Genomic DNA, 22,093 nt, shown 5'->3' with positions numbered 1-22,093 from the left:
AGCGGCTGGGTCAGCCGGATCGCTTCAGCGCGGCGCTGATCCGGCGGCAGTTCTCCCCCATCGCGGCGACCTGCGAACGCGACAACTGGCCCAGAAAGTTGGTCCGCACGCACTCGGCGTAGGTCACCATGGCCTGCTGCGCCGCTGTCCGGCCGTCCGCGGTGATCGCGGCGACCACTCCTCGCCGGTCGGCTTTGCTTGCCTCGCGGCGCACCAGTCCCTGGCTTTCCAGGCGACGGATCTGGCGGGTGAGCCGACTCGGCAGCGACGCCAGCGCCTCGGCGAGATCACCCATCCGGATCGACCCGCTCGGCGCATGGTCCAACAGGTCGAGAACTCTGACGTCGAACAGCGACAGTTCATGCGCCTCGGTCAGTCGACGATTGAGCGTCGCGCACAAGCGCAGGGTGGAGTCCAGGAAGTTCTGCCACGATTTCTGCTCGGCGATGTCGAGCCCGGGCATGTCGCTGGCCGTCCGGCCGGCAATCAGGGCGGCCATCACGTCATGCTATGCGACACAGCGGCTTTGGAACAGACCAAATGGGCAGGTAGTAGCGTGGCGAGCATGTACGCCATCGTCGCCGAATCCGCCGATCAACTCTCCTGGCAGCAGGTCCCGGACGTGGTCCCGAGCCGCGGAGAAGTATTGGTCAAAGTCAGCGCGGCCGGCGTCAACCGGGCCGACCTGCTGCAGGCCGCCGGGCTGTATCCGCCGCCGCCGGGAGCCAGCGAACTGCTCGGCATGGAGGTCTCCGGCGTCATCGAGGCGGTCGGCGACGATGTCGCGGAATGGACACCGGGGCAAGAAGTCTGCGCTTTGCTGGCCGGCGGCGGCTACGCCGAATACGCCGCCGTTCCCGCTGGCCAGCTGCTGCCGCATCCCGTCGGCCTCGACCTGCAGGACTCGGCCGGCGTGCCCGAGGCGGCCTGCACGGTGTGGTCGAACCTGGCGATGACGGCTCATCTGAGCGAGGGTCAACTGCTGCTGATACACGGCGGCGCCAGCGGCGTGGGCAGCCACGCCATTCAGGTCGCCCGCGCATTGGGCGCCCGGGTCGCCGTCACCGCGGGATCGGCGGCCAAGCTGGAATCGTGCCGCGAACTGGGTGCCGAGATCTTGATCAACTATCGCGACGAGGACTTCGTCCAGCGCGTACAGGAAGCGACCGACGGCGCGGGCGCGGACGTGATCTTCGACATCATGGGCGCCTCGTACCTGGACCGCAACATCGACGCGCTTGCCGCTGATGGCCGCCTGATCATCATCGGCATGCAGGGCGGCATCAAGGGCGAGCTCAACATCGCCAAGCTGCTCAGCAAACGAGCGCATGTCATCGGCACCACGCTGCGCGGCCGACCGGCGACCGGGCCGAACAGCAAGAGCGAAATAGTCGCGGCGGTGGCAGAGGCGGTCTGGCCGATGATTGCTGACGGACGCGTCCGACCGGTGATCGGGGCGCATCTGCCGATCCAGGAGGCCGCCGAGGCTCACCGGTTGCTACAAGCGGGAGAGATAATCGGAAAGATCGTGCTGACGGTCTAGCCCAGCGACGCGAGGGCGCGGACCAACTGGTCGACCTCGGCCATCGTCGAGTAGTGCGCGAGGCCGACGGTGACCGCACCGCCGACATCGTTGACACCGATCACGTCGAGCACCCGCGAGTTGGCGTTGGAGATCGCCAGAATGCCGTTGTCCGCCAACCGCTGTACCACCCGCTCGGCGGGCACCTCGTGAACCGCGAAGCTGACCACGGGTATCCGAGACTCGGGCCGCGCGATCACCACCACCAACGGCAGCGAGCGGAGCGAGCCCATCAGGTATTCGAATATCCCGTCCATGTAGGCGGTTGCGGATTGCAGTGAGGTGGATAACCTCTCGCGCCGAGTCCCCCGCGCAGACTCGTCGAGCGAGGCCAGATATTCGATGCTGGCGACGAAGCCGCCGAGCAGACCGTATTGGTGTACACCGAGCTCGAGGCGGGCCGGACCGGTGGCGTACGGGTTGGTCGACACCGACGTGAAGGTGTTGATCATCGCCGGATCGCGAAACACCAAGGCGCCCACCGGCGGACCGCCCCAGTTCACCGCATTGATCGCCACCACGTCGGCGTCGATCTCGTCGATGTCGATCAACCGGTACGGCGCGGCAGCGGAATGGTCGACGATGACAAACCCGCCGACGTCGTGGACCAGCTTGGTGACCGGTCGCAGGTCGGTGAACGTGCCCAGCGTTCCCGATGCCGACGTCACCGCGACCAGACGGGTCGCCTGACCGATCAGGCCCTCCCACTGCCAGGAAGGCAGATCACCGGTCTCGATGTCGACCTCGGCCCACTTCACCTTGGCGCCGAATCGGTTTGCTGCGCGCAGCCAGGGCGCGATGTTCGCTTCATCGTCGAGCCGGGTGACGATCATCTCGTAGCCCAGGCCGGATCGGGTGGACGATGCGTCGGCCAACGACGCCAGCAAAACCGCGCGGTCGGCGCCCAGCACCACGCCACGGGGGTCGGCATTGACCAGATCCGCCGCCGCCTGACGGGCCGCTTCGAGCACGGCCGCGCTGCGCTTGGCCGACGGGTGTGGGCCGGCGGTGCTGGGGAAGGAGCCGCGGAACGCCGTCGACACGGTGGTTGCCACCGGGTCGGGGATCAGCATCCCGGACGGCGCGTCGAGGTGCACCCAACCGTCCCCGAGTGAGGGGTGTAATCCCCGCACTCGGGCGACGTCGTATGCCATACCAGCCACCTTAGAGCTACGCACAATAAGAGAAACCGTGACGGTAGCGGGCGCCCGAATACGTCCCCGCCGTCCCGAGCCAGGCCACCCGGCCAGCAATAATAGTCGAGTGGGGCTCTGGTGGGGGACGCTGATCGCGTTGTTTTTGCTGATCGCGCCGGGGGCAATCGTAGCGCGAATCACGCAGCTGACCTGGCCGATCGCCATCGCAGTCGGCCCCGCGCTGACCTTCGGCGTGGTGGCATTGGCGATTATCCCGTTCGGCGCCATCGGAATCCCTTGGAACGGTTGGACAGCGCTGGCCACGCTCGCCGTGGTGTGCGTCGTGATGATCGGTGTGCAGCCGTTGCTGGCTCGCTACCGAGACACCGAGGCCGAGGCGCGCGGGATCACGCACCGACAGGCGCTGACTGTCGGAGCCGGGGTGCTACTCGGCGCGCTGCTGATCATGTGGGCTGCCTACCGCGGCATCGTGCACTGGCAGTCCATTCCGAGCACCTGGGATGCGGTCTGGCACGCCAACACGGTTCGCTTCATCATCGACACCGGCCAGGCGTCGTCCACTCACATGGGCGAGCTTCGCAACGTCGAGACCCACCATCCGCTGTACTACCCCTCGGTGTTTCACGCCCTGACCGCGGTCTACTGCCAGCTCACCGGCGCGGCACCGACGACCGGCTATACCCTGAGTTCGGTGGCGGCCGCGGTGTGGCTGTTTCCGTCCAGCTCGGCGATGCTGACCTGGCAACTGCTTCGGCCTCGCACCGAGCACGCCGCCGGTGTGGCCGCCACCGCGGCGGCGTTGTCGGCGTCGTTCACGTCGGTGCCCTACGTCGAGTTCGGCACCGCGGCGATGCCCAACCTGGCGGCCTACGGCGTCGCGGTCCCGACGTTCCTTCTGGTCATCTCGACACTGCGGCATCGAGATCGCATCCCGGTGGCGGTGCTGGCCCTGGTCGGTATCTTCTCGGTGCATCTCACCGGCGGGTTCGTCGTGATCCTGTTCGCACTGGCCTGGTGGCTGACGGATGCGTGGTGGCATCCGGTGCGCGGCCGGCTCGCCGATCTCCTGACGCTATCCGCGTCGGCGGTGCCGACGGTGTTGATCCTGGCGCCGCAGTTCATCGGGGTGGCCAAGCAGGCCGGCATCATCGCCGGGCATGCCTTCCCCAGCTTCAAGACCGTCAAGCAAGGTGTCATCGACGCCCTGCTGCTGCACACCCGCCACCTCAACGACTTCCCGACGCAGTACGGCCTGATCGTGCTGAGCGGCATCGGCATGGCGCTCCTGCTGTACAAGCGGATCTGGTGGCCGCCGGTGCTTTGGCTGGTGCTCACCGTGGCGACCATTTATTCAGGGGCGCCGTTCCGCAATCCGCTCGGCGCCGCCATCGAACAGTTCAGCCAGTTCTTCTACAACGATCCGCGACGACTGTCGGCCGTTGTGACCATGGTGGTGACGCCGATGGCGGCCGTCGCGGTGTTCGCATTGGTCGTCGGCGCCGTCGCAGTTGCCAAACAAGTCATCAAACTGCCTGCGCCCGTGTGGGTTTCGGTCACCATGGTGCTGCTGGCGCTGACCACCGTCTTCAGTGCGCGGCAATACCTGTATCGGCATCTGGTGCTGCTCGGCGACAAGTACGACTCGGTGATCATCAACCAGAAAGACCTCGACGCGTTTGCTCACCTGGCCGCGCTGCCGGGCGCCCGCACCACCCTGATCGGCGACTCCAACGTCGACGGCACCGCGTGGATGTACGCGGTCGCCGACCTGCACCCGCTGTGGACGCACTACGACTTCCCGCAGCAGACCGGCCCGGGCTATTACCGGTTCATCTTCTGGGCCTACGCCGACGCCGACGCCCTACCGGGGGTGCCCGAGGAGAAGCGGGCGCTGGTGCCAGAAGCGATCCGGGCACTCAATATTCGCTACATCCTGACCAGCGCCCCGACGGTTCGGGGATTCAAGGTGCCCGACGGTCTAGTGTCGATAGACCATTCGAAGTGGTGGGCGAAGATCTACGACAACGGGGCAGCCTGGATCTACGAATGGCGTGGCGCCCCGACGCCCCACCAAATGACTGGGGCCAAACCGTGACAAGAGGTGATGAGCATTGAGTAACGACGACGACATCGAGGTCATCGGCGGCGTCGACCCCCTGGCGGTCGCTCAGGACGACGACCGGTCGATCACCGACCTGGTCGAGCAGCCGGCCAAGGTGATGCGGATCGGCACCATGATCAAGCAACTCCTCGAAGAGGTGCGGGCGGCGCCGCTCGACGACGCCAGCCGTACCCGGCTGCGCGAGATCCACGCCACCAGCATCAGAGAACTCGAAGAAGGCTTGGCGCCGGAACTCCGTGAAGAGCTCGATCGCCTCACCCTGCCGTTCACCGACGGCACCGTCCCGTCCGACGCCGAGTTGCGGATCGCCCAGGCGCAATTGGTCGGCTGGCTGGAAGGGCTGTTCCACGGGATTCAGACCGCGCTGTTCGCTCAGCAGATGGCCGCCCGCAGCCAGCTCGAGCAGATGCGCGAGCAGCGCGGTCTGCCGCCGGGCGCCGGCAGGCCCGGCGGATCCGGTTCGGGCACCGGGCAATACCTCTAAGCAGACCGTCCGTGATGCCGACCGGTCCACACATCGAAACCCACGACGCGTGGGTCGAGTTTCCGATCTTCGACGCCAAATCGCGATCGCTCAAGAAGACGTTCCTGGGCGGCTCGATCGGGCGCAACGCGTCCAACGTGGTGGTGATCGAGGCGTTGCGGAACATCACGATGTCACTGGAACTCGGCGACCGGGTGGGACTGGTCGGCCACAACGGTGCCGGGAAATCTACTCTGCTGCGGCTACTTTCGGGCATTTACGAGCCCACCCGCGGCTCCGCCATCGTCCGCGGCCGGGTGGCGCCGGTGTTCGACCTCGGCGTCGGGATGGATCCCGAGATCTCCGGCTACGAGAACATCATTATCCGCGGCCTGTTCCTCGGGCAGACCCGCAAACAGATGCTGGCCAAGGTCGACGAGATCGCGGATTTCACCGAACTCGGCGACTACCTGTCGATGCCGCTGCGGACCTACTCCACCGGTATGCGGGTGCGGTTGGCGATGGGCGTGGTCACCAGCATCGACCCCGAGATCCTGCTGCTCGACGAGGGCATCGGCGCTGTCGACGCGGACTTCCTCAAGAAGGCGCAGACGCGGCTGCAGAAGCTGGTCGAACGCTCCGGAATCCTGGTGTTCGCAAGCCATTCCAACGAATTCCTGGCCCGGCTGTGCAAGACCGCGATGTGGATCGACCACGGCGTCATCAAGCTCACCGGCGGCATCGAGGACGTCGTGCGGGCGTATGAGGGCGACGACGCGGCCCGGCATGTGCGTGATGTGCTCGCCGAAACGAACCGCGCATGACGACGGTGTGCGCCGTGGTGGTCACCCACCGGCGGCCCGACGAGCTGACGAAGTCGCTCGACGCGTTGAGCACCCAGAGCCGGCAACTCGATCAGCTGATCGTGGTCGACAACGACGCCGACGAACGGATCCGTGATCTGGTGGCCGGCCAACCCATTCCGACGACATATCTGCCGTCGCGCCGAAACCTCGGCGGCGCAGGCGGTTTCGCGCTCGGTATTCTGCACGCCCTGGCGCTCGGAGCCGACTGGGTGTGGCTGGCCGACGACGACGGCCACCCGCAGGACAGCAAGGTGCTGGCCACGCTGCTGGCATGTGCGGACAAGCACCAACTGGCTGAGGTATCGCCGATGGTGTGCAACGCCGATGACCCGCAACGGCTGGCCTTCCCGTTACGCCGCGGCCTGGTCTGGCGCCGACTGGTCAGCGAACTGCACACCGAGGCCGGCCAGGAACTGCTGCCGGGCATCGCCTCGCTGTTCAACGGAGCATTGTTTCGGGCGTCGACGTTCGAGTCGATCGGTGTTCCCGATCTGCGGCTGTTCGTCCGCGGCGACGAGGTGGAGATGCATCGTCGTCTGGTCCGGTCCGGGCTGGCGTTCGGAACCTGTCTGAACGCGGCGTACCTGCATCCGTGCGGGTCGGCCGAGTTCAAGCCGATCCTTGGCGGCCGGATGCACACGCAGTATCCCGACGACGCCACCAAGCGCTACTTCACCTACCGCAATCGCGGCTACCTGATGGCGCAACCGGGTCTGCGTAAATTGCTGGTCCAGGAGTGGTTGCGGTTCGGCTGGTTTTTCCTGATATCCCGTCGCGACCCGAAAGGTCTGCTGGAGTGGCTGCGGCTGCGTCGCCTGGGCCGGCGGGAACAATTCGAAAGGCCGGAGGCGTCGTGACGATCGTTGATGTTGCCGCACAGTCCAAGACGATGACCCGGGCCTGGGGTGATTTGGTCGACGGATACCGTCGCCGCGAGCTCTGGCTGCACCTCGGCTGGCAGGACATCAAGCAGCGCTACCGCCGCTCGGTGCTCGGGCCGTTCTGGATCACCATCGCCACCGGGACGACCGCTGTCGCGATGGGCGGCCTGTACTCCAAGTTGTTCCACCTTCAGCTGTCGGTGCACCTGCCCTACGTCACGCTCGGCCTGATCGTCTGGAATTTGATCAACGCCTCGATCCTGGAAGGTGCGGACGTGTTCGTCGCCAACGAGGGATTGATCAAACAACTGCCGACGCCGCTCAGCGTGCACGTCTACCGGCTGGTGTGGCGGCAGATGATCTTGTTCGCGCACAACATCGTCATCTACGTCGTCATCGCGATCATCTACCCAAAAACCTGGTCGTGGGCCGACCTCTCGGTGATCCCCGCGCTGGGACTGATCGTGCTCAACTGCGTGTGGGTGTCACTCTGTTTCGGCATCCTGTCGACACGCTTCCGCGACATCGGACCACTGCTGTTCTCGATCGTGCAGTTGCTGTTTTTCATGACGCCGATCATCTGGAACGACGACACGTTGCGGCAGCAGGGCGCCGGACAATGGTCGAAGATCGTCGAGCTCAACCCGCTGCTGCACTACCTGGATCTGGTGCGCGCCCCGCTGCTCGGCGCTCACCAGGAGCTGCGGCACTGGGCAGTGGTGATCGGGCTGACGATCGTGGGCTGGGTGGTGGCCGCATTTGCGATGCGCCAATACCGTGCCCGCGTCGCGTACTGGGTATAAGCACTACTGCGTATATCAATGGCAACCATCGAGGCAGGCAGGTAGGCAAGGTGAGTAAAAGCGTAGAGCCCTCGGGGCTTACCGGTGACGCACGCGAGCGCGTCGCCGCCGAATTGGCCCGGCTCCAAGAGCGTCGGGATCGGCTGGAGGCCGAAGTCCGCAACGATCGCGGTGCCGTCAGCGATCACGCCGACGCCGCCGACGCCATCCAGCGCGCCGATGAACTGGTCGGCCTCGACGAGCGCCTCGCCGAACTCGACCGGTTGCTGCACGCGGGTCCGGTGCCGTCCAACGGAAACGAGCTGCCGTTCGGCACCGTGGTCAAACTGAAGTTCTCCGACGGCGACGTGGTGACGATGCAGGTGATCTCGGTGATCGAAGAAGCCTCGGTCGACGGTGACGCCGAGGCGTTGACGGCGAGCAGCCCGCTCGGCCAGGCGCTGGTCGGCCGGAAAGCCGGCGACAAGGTCAGCTACACCACGCCGCAGGGCGAGCAACAGGTCGAGCTGCTCGACGTGAAGTATCCGTCGTAACCGCCCGTAGACTTTCCGCCGATGGCCGAGATCGCGGCGAATACCCAGCTGCCGCTGAAAACCCAGGCGTGGCGATTCATCGTCACCGGCGGACTGTCGGCGGTCGTCGACTTCGGCCTGTACGTGGCGCTGCTGCGACTGGGTCTGCAGGTCAACGTGGCCAAATCGCTCAGCTTCATCGCCGGCACCACCACCGCCTACCTGATCAACCGGCGCTGGACGTTCCAGGCGCCGCCCAGCAAGGCCCGGTTCATCGCCGTGTGCATGCTCTACGGGCTCACTTATTGCGTGCAGGTCGGCATCAACTACGTCTTCTACCTGCAGTTCGCCAACGAGCCGTGGCGGGTGCCGGCCGCGTTCGTGATCGCCCAGGGCACCGCGACGGTGATCAACTTCATCGTGCAGCGGTCGGTGATCTTCCGGCTGCGCTGAACCCGCGATCTCAGCAGGTACCCTTTTTGACGATGTTGAGCAGCGACCTTCCGACCACCAGAACCCGACTGATGGGCTTCGGCCGCACCGCGCCGTCGGTAGCGGAAGTACTGTCCACGCCGGACCCCGAGCTGATCGCCAAGGCGGTCGGCCAGGTCGCCGACGCCGGTGGCCGGGGCGTGATCGCCCGCGGGCTGGGGCGGTCCTACGGCGATAACGCCCAGAACGGCGGCGGCCTGGTCATCGATATGACACCGCTGAACAAGATTCATTCGATCGACTCCGCCAGCGCCGTGGCCGACGTGGACTCCGGTGTGAGCCTCGATCAGCTCATGAAGGCGGCACTGCCGTTCGGGCTGTGGGTGCCGGTGCTGCCGGGCACCCGGCAGGTCACCGTCGGCGGCGCGATCGCCTGCGACATCCACGGCAAGAACCACCACAGCGCGGGCAGCTTCGGCAACCACGTCGCCTCGATGGAGCTCTTGACCGCCGACGGGCAGATCCGCCACCTCACCCCGGACGGCGATGAGTCCGAGCTGTTCTGGGCCACCGTCGGCGGCAACGGGTTGACCGGCATCGTGCTGCGGGCCGCCATCGCGATGACGCCGACCGAGACCGCGTACTTCATCGCCGACGGCGTCGCCACCAAAGACCTCGACGAAACCGTGGCCGTCCATCTCGACGGCAGCGAAGACAAGTACACCTACTCCAGCGCATGGTTCGACCTGATCAGCCCGCCCCCGAAACTCGGCCGGGCCGCGGTCAGCCGCGGCAGCCTGGCCAAGCTGGATCAACTGCCCGCCAAGCTCGCCAAAAACCCGCTGAAATTCGATGCGCCGCATCTGCTGACGGTGCCGAACGTCTTTCCGGTCAGCGCGATGAACAAGCTGTCGTTCATGGCGATCGGCGAGGTGTACTACCGGCTGGGCGGAACCTACACCGGCAAGGTTCAGAACTTGTCGCAGTTCTACCACATGCTCGACCTGGTCAGCGGCTGGAATAATGCTTATGGCCCAACGGGTTTCGCGCAACATCAGTTCCTGGTACCGCCGAACGCGCTGGACGAGTTCAAGGCGATCATCCGGTGGATCCAGACCCGCGGCCACTATTCGGCGCTGAACGTCTTCAAACTCTTCGGCCCGGGTAACCGTGCGCCGCTGAGCTTCCCGATGGCCGGCTGGAATGTGGCGATGGACTTCCCCAACCGGCCGGGGGTCAACGAATTCCTCAACGAGCTCGACGACCGGGTGATGGAATTCGGCGGCAGGGTGTACACCGCCAAGGACTCGCGGGTCAGTGCCGACAACTTCCACGCCATGTACCCACGCATCGACGAGTGGATTACCGTGCGCCGCAAGGTCGATCCGACCGGAGTCTTCGTCTCCGACATGGCCCGACGTTTGGAGCTGTTGTAAATGGTGCTTGACGCCGTAGGAAATCCGCAGACGATCCTGCTGCTCGGCGGTACGTCCGAAATCGGGCTGGCGATCTGCGAGCGTTACCTGCGCAACGCGCATGCCCGCATCGTGCTGGCCGATCTGCCCGATCATCCGGGGAAGGACAAGGCCGTCTCGCAGATGAAGGCCGCGGGTGCCAAGTCCGTCGAGTGGATCGACTTCGACGGCGTCGACACCGAGAGTCACCCGAAGGTGATCGACGCCGCGTTCGCCGGCGGCGACGTCGACGTGGCGATCGTCGCGTTCGGCCTGCTCGGCAACGCCGAAGAGCTGTGGCAGAACCAGCACAAGGCGGTGCAGATCGCCCAAGTCAACTACACGGCAGCGGTTTCCGTCGGCGTGCTGCTCGGCGAGAAGATGCGCGCGCAGGGCTTCGGCCGCATCATCGCGATGAGCTCGGCGGCCGGCGAGCGGGTGCGCCGGTCGAATTTCGTCTACGGGTCGACCAAGGCCGGTCTGGACGGCTTCTACCTCGGCCTTGGCGAAGCGCTGCGCGAGTACGGGGTTCGGGTTCTGGTCATCCGGCCCGGTCAGGTGCGCACCACGACGACGATCGAGCACTGGAAGTCGACCGGCGCCAAGGAGGCCCCGTTCACCGTCGACAAGGAAGCCGTCGCCGAGCTGGCGGTAAACGCGGCCGCCAAAGGCAAGGAACTCGTCTGGGCGCCAGGACCTTTCCGCTACGTGATGATGGTGCTTCGGCACATCCCGCGGCCGATCTTCCGCAAGTTGCCCATCTAGATGCGGAACGCGCTGGCCACCGTCGGCCACATGGTGATCGCGGTGGCGATCGCCGCGGCGGTATCGGTGATCTCGCTGACCGCGATCGGCCGAGTGCAGTGGCCCGCCTTCCCGTCGTCGAATCAGCTACACGCGCTCACCACGGTCGGCCAGGTTGGCTGCATCCTCGGATTGCTGTGTGCCGGTTGGGTTTGGCGGCGCGGTAGGGGCCGAATGTTGGCCCGGCTGTTGGCGCTGGTGTTCGTGTCCGCGTTCTCGGTGGTGACGCTGGGCATGCCGCTGGGTGCGACCAAGCTCTACCTGTTCGGTATCTCGGTCGACCAGCAATTCCGCACCGAATACCTGACCCGGTTTACCGACAGCTCGTCGCTGCACGACATGACCTATGCGGGGCTGCCGGCGTTCTATCCGCCGGGCTGGTTCTGGGTCGGCGGGCGCATCGCGGCGTTGACCGGCACACCGGGCTGGGAGACGTTCAAGCCGTGGGCGATCACCTCGATCACCATCGCGATCGCGGTGGCGCTGGTGTTGTGGTGGCGGTTGATCCGGTTCGAGTACGCGGTGATCGTTACCGCGGCCACCGCCGCGGTAACGCTGGCCTACAGCTCGCCGGAGCCGTACTCGGCGATGATCACCGTGCTGCTGCCGCCGGTGCTGATCCTGACCTGGTCGGGTCTGCGCGCTGCCGGCCGCGAGCGTGACGCCACAGTCACGCTGGAGGCCGAGCGCGACAGTGACGTCACACTCGGCAACGGCGGCTGGGCCGCGGTGATCGGCGCCGGCATCTTCCTCGGCGTCGCGGCGACCTGCTACACGCTGCTGCTGGCCTACAGCGCGTTCACCGTGCTGCTGATGGCGTTGGCGCTGGCGGTATCTCGCCGGCGCGACGGCCTCAAGGCCGCGCTGGATCCGTTGCGACGGCTGGCCGTCATCGGCGTGATCGCCGCAGCGATCGCGTCGACGACCTGGCTGCCGTTCCTGCTGCGGGCGGCCCACGACCCGATCAGCAATACCGGCAGCGCTTACCACTACCTGCCCGTCGACGGTGCCGAGCTGACGTTCCCGATGCTGACGTTCACCCTGCTCGGCGCGCTGTGTCTGCTCGGGACGCTGTGGCTGCTGGTCCGCGCGCGGTCGTCGGTACGGGCGGGCGGTCTGGCGGCCGGAGTGCTCGCCGTCTATCTGTGGTCGCTGCTGTCGATGCTCGCTACGTTGGCGCGCACCACGCTGCTGTCCTTCCGGCTGCAGCCCACCCTCACGGTGTTGCTGGCCGCCGCGGGTGTCTTCGGCTTCATCGAAGTCACTCAAGTTTTAGCCGCCCGCGGGCGCGACCACGCTTGGGGTCGCGCCGTGCTGCCGGTGGCGGCGTCGATCGGCTTGGCCGCCGCGATCGCCTTCAGCCAGGACATCCCCGACGTGCTGCGACCCGACCTCACCATCGCCTACACCGACACCGACGGCCACGGGCAACGCGGCGACCGCCGGCCGCCGAGCTCGGAAAAGTTCTATCCGGAGATCGACGCCGCGATCACCCGCGCGACCGGCAAACCACCGGACCAGACGGTGGTGATGACCGCCGACTACAGCTTCCTGTCCTACTACCCGTACTTCGGCTTCCAAGGGCTGACGTCGCATTACGCCAACCCGCTCGCCCAGTTCGACAAGCGCGCGGCGGCGATCAAGAGCTGGTCCAGGCTCAAATCCGCCGATCCGTTCATCCACGCGCTGGACACCCTGCCGTGGGCGCCGCCGACGGTCTTCCTGATGCGGCACGGCGGCTCGGCGGGCGAGTCCAGCACCTACACCCTGCGGCTGGCCGAAGACGTCTACCCCAACCAGCCCAACGTCCGCCGCTACACGGTGGAACTCAACGCCGCGATGTTCGCCGACCCGCGGTTCACCGTCAGCACCATCGGCCCGTTCGTGTTGGCCATCCGCAAACCCTGATGGCTACCGAGGCAGCCGACACCGGGCAACTAGCATCTACCTCCGTGACCAGCGACGGCGGGACAACCTACCGGGCTGCCCGGATGGTTGCCGTCGTCGCCGGCCTGCTCGGCGCACTGTTGGCGATCGCCACCCCGCTGCTGCCGGTCAAACAGACCACCGCTCAACTGAACTGGCCGCAGAACGGCATGCTCGGCAGTGTCGAAGCCCCGCTGATCGGCTACGTGGCCACCGACCTCACCATCAGCATCCCGTGCCAGGCCGCCGCCGGCCTGGGCGGTTCCGGAGCCAACAGCAAGACAGTGCTGTTGTCCACCGTGCCCAAACAGGCACCCAAGGCCGTGGACCGTGGTCTGCTGATCGAGCGCGCCAACGACGACCTGGTGCTCGTCGTGCGCAACGTCCCACTGGTCGTCGCGCCGATCAGCCAGGTACTGAGCGACGCCTGTCAGAAACTTGTCTTCACCGCGCACGCCGACCGAGTAGTCGGGGAATTCGTCGGGCTCACCCAGGGTCCCAACACCGAGCATCCCGGCGCCGCGCTGCGGGGTGAGCGCAGCGGCTACGACTTTCGTCCGCAGATCGTCGGCGTCTTCACCGATCTCAGTGGGCCGGCCCCGCCGGGGCTGACGTTCTCCGCCACCCTCGACACCCGCTACAGCAGCTCGCCGACGCCGCTGAAGATGGCTGCGATGGTGCTCGGCGTGGCGCTGACCATCGCCGCGCTGATCGCACTGCACATTCTGGACACCGCCGACGGCACCCGGCACCGCCGCTTCCTGCCGCCACGCTGGTGGTCGATCAGCGGTCTCGATGGCCTGGTCACGGTGGTGTTGGTGTGGTGGCAGTTCGTCGGAGCCAACACCGCCGACGACGGCTACATCCTGACCATGGCCCGGGTGTCCGAGCATGCCGGCTACATGGCCAACTACTACCGCTGGCTGGGCACTCCCGAGGCGCCGTTCGGCTGGTACTACGACCTGCTGGCGCTGTGGGCTCATGTCACCACCGCGAGTATCTGGATGCGGTTGCCCACGCTGCTGATGGCCCTGGCCTGTTGGTGGGTGATCAGCCGGGAAGTCATCCCGCGGCTGGGGCATGCCGTCAAGACCAGCAGGGCGGCGGCGTGGACGGCGGCGGGCACCTTCCTGGCCGTCTGGCTGCCGCTGGACAACGGTCTGCGGCCGGAGCCGATCATCGCGGTGGGCATCCTGCTGACCTGGTGTTCGGTCGAGCGCGCGGTGGCCACCAGCCGACTGCTGCCGGTCGCGGTGGCCTGCATCATCGGTGCACTGACGCTGTTCTCCGGGCCGACCGGGATCGCGTCGATCGGCGCGCTGCTGGTGGCTATCGGCCCGCTGCGCACCATCATTCACCGCCGGTCGCGCCAGTTCGGTGTGCTGCCACTGGTGGCGCCCATCGTCGCCGCGGTCACGGTCACCGTGATCCTGATCTTCCGCGACCAGACCCTGGCCGGCGAGTTGGAGGCAACCGCGCTCAAGCGTGCACTCGGGCCGAGCCTGAGCTGGTTCGACGAGCACATCCGCTACGAGCGGTTGTTCATGGCCAGCCCCGACGGTTCGGTCGCCCGCCGTTTCGGCCTGTTGGCGTTGCTGCTCGCCCTCGCGGTGTCGGTGGCAATGACGTTGCGCAAGGGGCGAATTCCGGGCACCGCCGCCGGGCCGAGCCGTCGGATCATCGGCATCACGATCATCTCGTTCATCGCGATGATGTTCACCCCGACCAAGTGGACACACCACTTCGGGGTGTTCGCCGGGCTGGCCGGTTCGCTGGGGGCGCTGGCCGCTGTTGCGGTGACGGCGCACGCGATGCGCTCGCGACGTAACCGGACACTGTTCGCCGCAGTGGTGCTGTTCGTCGTGGCGCTGTCGTTCGCCAGCGTCAACGGGTGGTGGTACGTGTCCAACTTCGGTGTGCCGTGGTCGAATGCGTTCCCGCAGTGGCACTTCGGGTTCACCACGGGGTTCCTGGCGCTAACCGTGCTGGTCGCGCTGCTGGCCGCCTGGCTCCACTTCGTCAAAAGCGGCAGCGACGCCGACCCGCCCAACGAGTCGCGGTTGGGCCGAATCATCCGCTCCCCGTTAGCAATTGCCGCTTGGGCGGTGGTCTTCTTCGAGGTACTGTCGCTGACGCTCGGCATGACCGACCAGTACCCGGCCTGGTCGGTGGGCCGCTCCAACCTGCAGGCGCTGACCGGCAAGACCTGCGGGCTGGCCACCGACGTTCTCGTCGAACAGGATCCGAACGCCGGCATGCTGTCGCCGGTCTCGGCGCCGCTGAACGAGGCACTGGCCGACGGCTTTTCCGAGGGCTTCGACCCCAACGGCATCCCTTCCACGGTGTCCGCCGACCCGGTGATGGAACGTCCCGGCGACCGCAGCTTCGTCAGCGACGACGGGACCGTCAACAGCGAAGCGGGCACCGAAGGCGGCACCACCGCCGCGCCGGGTGTCAACGGCTCGCGCGCGCGGTTGCCCTTCGGCCTCGATCCGGCCAAGACGGCGGTACTGGGCAGTTGGCGGTCCGGCGTCCAGATACCCGCCCGGTTGCGGTCGGCCTGGTACCGGCTGCCACCCCGCAGCGAGTCCGGGCCGCTGCTCGTGGTCTCGGCGGCCGGCCGGTTCAGCTACGGCGAAGTCCAGATCCAGTGGGCCAACGACAAGCAGGCCGCCGACAACAAGCCAGGCGGCGCAGTGGGACTCGCCGACGTCGGCGCGGCGCCGGCCTGGCGGAACCTTCGGGCACCGCTGTCGGCGCTGCCGTCGGACGCCACCCAGGTCCGGGTGGTGGCGAACGACGAAGACCTGGCGCCGCAGCATTGGATCGCGGTCACCCAGCCGCGAATCCCGCGGCTGCGCACGCTGCAGGAGGTCGTCGGCTCGACGCAACCGGTGCTGTTGGATTGGCTTGTGGGACTGGCTTTCCCGTGTCAGCGGCCGTTCGGCCACCAGAACGGTGTGGACGAGGTGCCGAAGTGGCGGATCCTGCCCGATCGGTTCGGCGCCGAGGCCAACTCGCCGGTGATGGACAAGAACGGCGGCGGGCCCCTGGGCGTCACCGAGTTGCTGGTGCGCCCGAGCACCGTGCCGACGTACCTGAAAGACGACTGGTCCCGCGATTGGGGTGCGCTGCAACAACTTACGCCGTACTACCCGGATGCCGCGCCCGCCCACCTCGATCTGGGTTCGGCAACCCGTAGCGGACTGTGGAGCCCCGCGCCGCTGCGGCAGTAGCCGGCACGAGCTGTTTAGAAGGCGACCTGTCGGCGCCCCGCACGATAGGCGGTGCCGCAGGCAGTCAGCGCAAGAATCGCGAACACGGCGAACGCCCAATGGGCCGCGGACACCCCGCCGTCGTCGACGAGGTTCACCACGACCCCGGCCAGCCCGGCGCCGAAGGCGCCGAAAATCAGCTGCACCGAGTTGATCGCGGTGGCGGCGGCGCCGCCCTCAGCCGGGTCGTCGACGTCGCTCATCGCCCACGCCGACAGGTGCGGCGAGGCGGCGCCGATACCCACCCCGACGGCCAGCAGCGCCAGCGCGCACAGGATGACGATGCCCGCCGTCGCGCCCTGCACATGAGTGACTCCGGCCAACGCCAGCCCGCCGGCCACCACCACCGGTGCGCCGATCACCACGGTCAGGATCGAGCGCGCCTTGTTCAACGAGCCACTGACTAGTCCGCTGATCATCCAGCCCAGCGACAACGCCGCGCCCAGCAGCCCGGCGACGATCGGCCCCAAGTGCGCCAGCCGCTGGCCGAACAGCGGCACGTATAGATCCACCTTGGTGGCCGACACCAGCAGACCCAAGGTCAAATAGACCCACTTCAGCGGGCCGAAGCCGTAGACGCTGGCGGGCAGTACGGCGGTGTCCATCCGGCGGTCGACGACCAGGAATACTCCGACCAGCAGGCCGGCGAGGATCAGCAGGCCGGCGGTTGCGGCGAAGTTGTGTGGCAGCGATGCCACGCTGACTGTCAGCGCCGCGGCGCCCAGCAGGACGACCGAGGGCAACGGGGTTCGGGCCGCGGCGCCGTGGGTGGCCGGTTCGCAGTCGTCCATGGAGAGCAGGCCCGGCGCCAATCCGGCCATCGCCACGCTCAGCATGGCCAGCACGCCGAATGCCCACCGCCACGCGCCGAACTGTGCGAAAAGACCGCCCAGCGCGGGGCCGACCAACGCACCGATACCCCACGTCGAGGCGGCCAGGGCGGACCCCCGACTCCAGAGCGAGCGCGGCAGCATGGCATTGATCACGGCGAAACTGAGGCCGCACAGCAGACCGCCGGAGAGCCCTTGTAAAACGCGGCCGACCAGCAGAATTTCCATATTGGGCGCCGCCGCACAGACCAGGCTGCCGACGCCCAGCACCGCGAATCCCATCAGGTAGGAAACGCAGGCACCGATGCGGTGCAGCAGCGTATTGACGGTCGCCGCGGCGACCACCGACCCGACGAGGTACAGAGTTGTCACCCACGCATAGATCCGCTCGCCGCCGATCTCGTTGATCGTGCTGGGCAGCAAGCTGATCGTGAGGAACTCGTTCGTGGAATACAGGACCACGCCCCCAGCGATGACAGCCGAGGTCCGCAGGTAAGAGGGACTCCACAACTCACGCCATTGGCCGGCGGCGATTTGTTTCTGCTCCGTTAAATTCACCACCGCTGGCCTACTAAACCATGTTCGCCCGGAGGAGTCGAACCGCTGCAAAAGGTGCGTCGGTCCACGTCGCGGGGCTCTAACCGGGTCGCCCGGCACGCTGACCTGCGCCGTCGTCGACTGAGTTTCCATGAATGCGGTTTGGATCTTTACGAACTGATTACCGATTGCCCGCCTCCTACCAAGCCAGACGGGCAGCGGCCGATTATCCGACTCTCCCCCGCAAGCGGGGGGACCCCCACCTCAGCCCCTTCCGCGCGGGCCGCATCGTCGCCGGTGGCTTAGTCGCCTACCATCGTCCCTCGTGCCCCACGACGAGACTGAGCGATCGACGCATCGGCTCGCACGGCTGGTCGCCATCGTCGCGGGGATCGTCGGTGCGCTGCTGTGCGCACTGGTTCCGCTGCTTCCGGTCACCCAGACGACGGCCACCATCCTGTGGCCGCAGGGCGTCAACGCCGACGGGCACATCACCGACATCACCGCGCCGCTGGTCTCCGGGGCGCCGCGGGCGCTGGACATCTCCATCCCGTGCGGCGCGATCGCCACGCTGCCCTCCGACGGCGGCCTGGTGGTGTCGACGCTTCCGGTGAACGGCTTTGATACCGGCAAAAGCGGGCTGTTCGTGCGGGCCAACAAGGACACCGTCGTCGTCGCGTTCCGGGACTCGGTCGCCGCGGCCGCGCCCCGCTCCGCCGTTGCCGCCGGCACTTGCAGCACCCTGCACATCTGGGCCGACGCGGGCGGCGCCGGCGCGGACTTCGTCGGGATCCCCGGCGCTACCGGCAAGCTGGCCCCGGAGAAGAAGCCTGCGGTCGGCGGGATCTTCACCGACCTGGCGGTGGCCGCGCAGCCGGGGTTGTCGGCTCGCATCGACGTCGACACCCGCTTCATCGTCGCCCCCACACTGCTGAAGCGGGCCGTAATGGCACTGGGCGGGTTGGCGGTGCTGACCTCGATCGTCGCGCTGGGTGTCCTGGACCGGCGGTCGGGACACCGGACGCCGCGCAACTGGCGGCACTGTTTCGGCGCCGGGCTGGCGACTTGGCTGGCCGACGCCGGGGTGGTCTCCACGCTGTTGCTCTGGCATGTCATCGGCGCTACGTCGTCGGACGACGGCTACAACCTCACCATGGCCCGCGTCTCCGGGCAGGCCGGCTACGTGGCCAACTATTACCGGTACTTCGGGACGACCGAGGCGCCCTTCGACTGGTACCAATCGGTGCTGGCCCAGCTGGCATCGGTCAGCACCGCGGGCGTGTGGATGCGACTGCCCGCCACGCTGGCCGGGATCGGCTGCTGGCTGATCATCAGCCGATACGTGCTGCGGCGCCTGGGCCCCGGCAAGGGCGGGCTGGCCAGCAACCGGGTGGCGGTGTGGACCGCGGGTGCGGTGTTCCTGGCGGCCTGGCTCCCGTTCAACAACGGCCTGCGGCCCGAGCCGCTGATCGCGCTGGGCGTGATCGCCACCTGGATGCTGGTGGAGACCGCGATCGCCACCCGTCGGCTGGTGCCGGCGGCGGTGGCGATCGTGGTGGCGATGTTGACCGCGACGGTGGCGCCGCAGGGCCTGATCGCGATCGCCGCCCTGCTGACCGGCGCGCGACCGATCGCGCAGATCATCATGCGGCGCAGGGCAACTGACGGCCTGCTCGCTCCGTTGGCGGTGCTGGCCGCGTCGCTGTCGCTGATCACCGTCGTGGTGTTCCGCTCGCAGACGCTGGCCACTGTCGCAGAATCGGCTCGCATCAAATACAAGGTCGGCCCGACGGTCGCCTGGTACCAGGAGTTCCTGCGCTACTACTTCCTGACGGTGGAAAGCAACGCCGAGGGGTCGATGACGCGGCGCTTCGCGGTGCTGATCATGCTGCTCTGCCTGTTCGGTGTGCTGGTCGTGCTGCTGCGGCGCGGCACGTTGCCCGGTGTGGCCAGCGGCCCGGCGTGGCGGTTGGTCGGCACAACCGCGATCGGCCTCCTGCTGCTGCACGCCACACCGACCAAGTGGGCGATTCAGTTCGGTGCGTTCGCCGGGCTGGCCGGCGCACTCGGTGCGGTCACCGCCTTCGCGTTGGCCCGCATCGGTCTGCATAATCGCCGAAACCTGACGCTGTATGTGACCGCGCTGCTGTTCATGCTGGCGTGGGCGACCTCGGGGATCAACGGCTGGTTCTACGTCAACAACTACGGCGTGCCGTGGTTCGACATCCAACCGGTGATCGCCAGCCATCCGGTCACGTCGATGTTCCTGGCCTTGTCGATCGCGACGGGCTTGCTCGCGGCGTGGCAGCACTTCCGGATGGACTATGCCGGGCACACCGAGGTCACCGACAGCCGTCGCAACCGGGTGCTGGCGTCGACGCCGCTGCTGGTCGTCGCCGTGATCATGGTCTTCGGCGAAGTCGCATCGCTGGGCAAAGGCGCAGTACTGCGCTACCCGATGTACACCACCGGCAAAGCCAACTTCTCCGCGATCGCGTCCGCGCTCTCGCCGCGCAGCTGTGCGATGGCCGACGACGTGCTGGCCGAGCCCGACCCGAATGAAGGCCTGCTGCAACCGGTCCCGGGCCAGCAATACGGCCCCGACGGTCCGCTCGGCGGCGTCAACCCGGTCGGCTTCACGCCGCAGGGTGTCGGCGACAACCTGCAGTCCGACCCGGTGGTGACCAAGCCGGGCGTGGTGAACTCCGACGCCTCGCCGAACAAGCCGAACGCCTCGATCACCGACTCGGCCGGCACCGCCGGCGGCAAGGGCCCGACGGGCGTCAACGGCTCGCGAGCCGCGCTGCCGTTCGGCCTCGACCCCGCCCGCACGCCGGTGATGGGCAGCTATGGCGAGAACGCCCGATCCGCCACTGCCACCTCGGCGTGGTACCAGATGCCGCCGCGCACCCCCGACCGGCCGCTGGTCGTGGTCGCCGCCTCGGGCGCCATCTGGTCCTACAAAGAGGACGGCGACTTCATGTACGGGCAGTCGCTGCGGCTGCAGTGGGGCGCAACGAAACCCGATGGCAGCGTGCAGCCGCTCGGCCTGATGTTCCCGATCGACATCGGGCCGCAGCCGGCCTGGCGGAACCTGCGCTTCCCGACGAGCTGGGCACCGCCCGAGGCCAACGTGGCCCGCATCGTCGCCTACGACCCCAACCTGAGCGAGGACCAATGGTTCGCGTTCACGCCGCCGCGGGTGCCGGTGACCAAGACCCTGCAGCAGTTGGTCGGGACGCGGCAGCCGGTGCTGATGGACATCGCGACAGCCGCGAACTTCCCTTGCCAGCGGCCGTTTTCCGAGCACCTCGGGGTGGCCGAGCTGCCGGCCTACCGCATCCAGCCTGACCACAAGCAGACGTCGGCGTCATCGAACTTGTGGCAGGCGTCGAAGTCCGGCGGGCCGTTCCTGTTCACCCAGGCGCTGATGTGGACTTCGACGATCCCGACGTATCTGAACGGTGACTGGTACCGCGACTGGGGACAGGTCGAGCAATACCACCGGTGGCACTCCGACGATGTCGCGCCGATCGCCGCCATCCAGCAGGGCGCGACCACCGTGTACGGCTGGAGCCGACAAGGACCGATTCGAGCACTCCCGTGACCACACAGACCGAGCACCCGACCACCACCGCGCGCGACACCGTGAAGCTGACGCGCTGGGTGGCCACCATCGCCGGGTTGATCGGATTCGTGCTGTCGGTGGCCACGCCGCTGCTGCCGGTCGTGCAGACCACCGCCGACCTGAACTGGCCGCAGAATGGCCAGCTGAAAAGCGTGACGGCGCCGCTGATTTCGCTGACGCCGGTCGATTTCCACGCCACCGTTCCGTGCGAGGTGGTGCGGGGTATGCCGCCGACCGGCGGCGTAGTCTTGGGCACCGCGCCGCGAAAAGGTAAGGACGCCAACCTCCAAGCACTGTTCATCGTTGTCAACAGGCAGCGGGTGGACGTCACCGACCGCAACGTGGTGATCCTGTCGGTGGCGCGCGACCAGGTCGAGTCGCCTAAATGTCAGCGCATCGACGTCACCTCGACGCTGGCCGGGACGTACGCCACCTTCGTTGGGCTCAAGGATCCGGGCGGCAAAGAGTTGCGCAGCGGCTATCCCGACCCGAACCTGCGCCCGCAGATCGTCGGGGTGTTCACCGACCTGATCGGGCCCGCGCCGCCGGGGCTGCACATGTCGGCGACCATCGACACCCGGTTCTCCACCACCCCAACCACTTTGAAGCTGTCCGCGATGGTCGGCGCGATCCTGGCGACGATCGTCGCGCTGATCGCGCTGTGGCGCCTGGACCAGCTCGACGGCCACCGGATGCGCCGGTGGATACCGGCCAACTGGCGGACGTTCACCCTCGCCGACGCGACGATCATCTTCGGGTTCGTGCTGTGGTGGGTGATCGGGGCGAACTCGTCGGACGACGGCTACATCCTGGGCATGGCC

At 67.2% G+C, this 22,093-nt stretch carries 17 protein-coding genes; 14 read left to right on the top strand and 3 right to left on the bottom strand.

Translation table 11 applies throughout. From position 1 onward, the window contains the following. Positions 1 to 10 precede the first annotated feature (10 nt). Entirely contained in the window at positions 11 to 499 is a 489-nt protein-coding gene (locus tag VGH54_RS11060; protein ID WP_331512022.1) for a MarR family winged helix-turn-helix transcriptional regulator, read from the bottom strand. A 66-nt stretch (positions 500 to 565) separates the two neighbouring features. Here VGH54_RS11060 and VGH54_RS11055 point away from each other — a divergent pair, with 66 nt between their 5' ends. After that, the gene (locus tag VGH54_RS11055; RefSeq protein ID WP_331512021.1) at positions 566 to 1,543 is read left to right on the top strand and encodes an NAD(P)H-quinone oxidoreductase; all 978 of its coding nucleotides are present in this window, start codon (positions 566 to 568) and stop codon (positions 1,541 to 1,543) included. On the opposite strand, the gene VGH54_RS11050 is transcribed toward VGH54_RS11055, so the two are convergent. Further along, positions 1,540 to 2,736 carry a cysteine desulfurase-like protein gene (locus VGH54_RS11050; RefSeq protein WP_331512020.1) on the bottom strand — a complete coding sequence of 399 codons (1,197 nt, stop codon included), beginning with the start codon at positions 2,734 to 2,736 and terminating at the stop codon, positions 1,540 to 1,542. The genes VGH54_RS11055 and VGH54_RS11050 overlap by 4 nt on opposite strands. A gap of 109 nt (positions 2,737 to 2,845) precedes the next feature. Here VGH54_RS11050 and VGH54_RS11045 point away from each other — a divergent pair, with 109 nt between their 5' ends. Genes VGH54_RS11045 through VGH54_RS10995 form a run of 11 tightly spaced genes read left to right on the top strand, consistent with a single transcriptional unit; the run spans position 2,846 to position 16,238 of the window. Next, positions 2,846 to 4,834 (top strand): DUF6541 family protein, encoded by a 1,989-nt coding sequence (locus VGH54_RS11045; protein WP_331512018.1) that lies wholly within the window; start codon positions 2,846 to 2,848, stop codon positions 4,832 to 4,834. Positions 4,835 to 4,850: 16 nt separating this feature from the next. After that, positions 4,851 to 5,345, top strand: a complete 495-nt coding sequence (locus VGH54_RS11040) for a bacterial proteasome activator family protein (protein ID WP_331512017.1) — start codon at positions 4,851 to 4,853, stop codon at positions 5,343 to 5,345. A 14-nt stretch (positions 5,346 to 5,359) separates the two neighbouring features. After that, on the top strand, positions 5,360 to 6,148 hold the full coding sequence (locus tag VGH54_RS11035; RefSeq protein ID WP_331512016.1) for an ABC transporter ATP-binding protein: 789 nt from the start codon (positions 5,360 to 5,362) through the stop codon (positions 6,146 to 6,148). Then, positions 6,145 to 7,047, top strand: a complete 903-nt coding sequence (locus tag VGH54_RS11030; protein ID WP_331512015.1) for a glycosyltransferase family 2 protein — start codon at positions 6,145 to 6,147, stop codon at positions 7,045 to 7,047. The genes VGH54_RS11035 and VGH54_RS11030 overlap by 4 nt, the downstream gene beginning before the upstream one ends. A 32-nt stretch (positions 7,048 to 7,079) precedes the next feature. Beyond that, on the top strand, positions 7,080 to 7,874 hold the full coding sequence (locus VGH54_RS11025; RefSeq protein WP_331512023.1) for an ABC transporter permease: 795 nt from the start codon (positions 7,080 to 7,082) through the stop codon (positions 7,872 to 7,874). Between the two features lie 50 nt (positions 7,875 to 7,924). Further along, positions 7,925 to 8,407, top strand: coding sequence for a GreA/GreB family elongation factor (locus VGH54_RS11020; protein ID WP_331512014.1), 483 nt, complete (start codon positions 7,925 to 7,927; stop codon positions 8,405 to 8,407). A gap of 21 nt (positions 8,408 to 8,428) precedes the next feature. After that, positions 8,429 to 8,839 carry a GtrA family protein gene (locus VGH54_RS11015; RefSeq protein WP_331512013.1) on the top strand — a complete coding sequence of 137 codons (411 nt, stop codon included), beginning with the start codon at positions 8,429 to 8,431 and terminating at the stop codon, positions 8,837 to 8,839. A gap of 32 nt (positions 8,840 to 8,871) precedes the next feature. Beyond that, complete coding sequence (locus VGH54_RS11010) at positions 8,872 to 10,254, top strand: FAD-binding oxidoreductase (RefSeq protein WP_331512012.1); 1,383 nt, start codon at positions 8,872 to 8,874, stop codon at positions 10,252 to 10,254. After that, positions 10,255 to 11,037, top strand: coding sequence for a decaprenylphospho-beta-D-erythro-pentofuranosid-2-ulose 2-reductase (locus VGH54_RS11005; protein ID WP_331512011.1), 783 nt, complete (start codon positions 10,255 to 10,257; stop codon positions 11,035 to 11,037). It begins immediately after the preceding gene. Next, positions 11,038 to 12,984 (top strand): galactan 5-O-arabinofuranosyltransferase, encoded by a 1,947-nt coding sequence (locus VGH54_RS11000; protein ID WP_331512010.1) that lies wholly within the window; start codon positions 11,038 to 11,040, stop codon positions 12,982 to 12,984. It abuts the gene before it with no gap. Next, positions 12,984 to 16,238, top strand: a complete 3,255-nt coding sequence (locus tag VGH54_RS10995) for an arabinosyltransferase domain-containing protein (protein ID WP_331512009.1) — start codon at positions 12,984 to 12,986, stop codon at positions 16,236 to 16,238. The genes VGH54_RS11000 and VGH54_RS10995 overlap by 1 nt, the downstream gene beginning before the upstream one ends. A 14-nt stretch (positions 16,239 to 16,252) precedes the next feature. Here the strand turns inward: VGH54_RS10995 and VGH54_RS10990 are convergent, their stop codons facing one another. Continuing rightward, positions 16,253 to 17,668, bottom strand: coding sequence for an MFS transporter (locus VGH54_RS10990; protein ID WP_414688689.1), 1,416 nt, complete (start codon positions 17,666 to 17,668; stop codon positions 16,253 to 16,255). A gap of 301 nt (positions 17,669 to 17,969) precedes the next feature. Here VGH54_RS10990 and VGH54_RS10985 point away from each other — a divergent pair, with 301 nt between their 5' ends. After that, positions 17,970 to 21,251: an arabinosyltransferase domain-containing protein gene (locus VGH54_RS10985; protein WP_331512007.1), complete on the top strand. Its 3,282-nt coding sequence runs from the start codon at positions 17,970 to 17,972 to the stop codon at positions 21,249 to 21,251. Next, positions 21,248 to 22,093, top strand: an 846-nt coding sequence (locus VGH54_RS10980; RefSeq protein ID WP_331512005.1) for an arabinosyltransferase domain-containing protein, incomplete at its 3' end; no start/stop codon positions are given. The genes VGH54_RS10985 and VGH54_RS10980, both read left to right, overlap by 4 nt.

This window comes from Mycobacterium sp., from assembly GCF_036488105.1.
Lineage (GTDB): Bacteria > Actinomycetota > Actinomycetes > Mycobacteriales > Mycobacteriaceae > Mycobacterium.
Note: the sequence above shows the minus strand (reverse complement) of the source record. Positions and strands in the feature narration are given on the sequence as shown.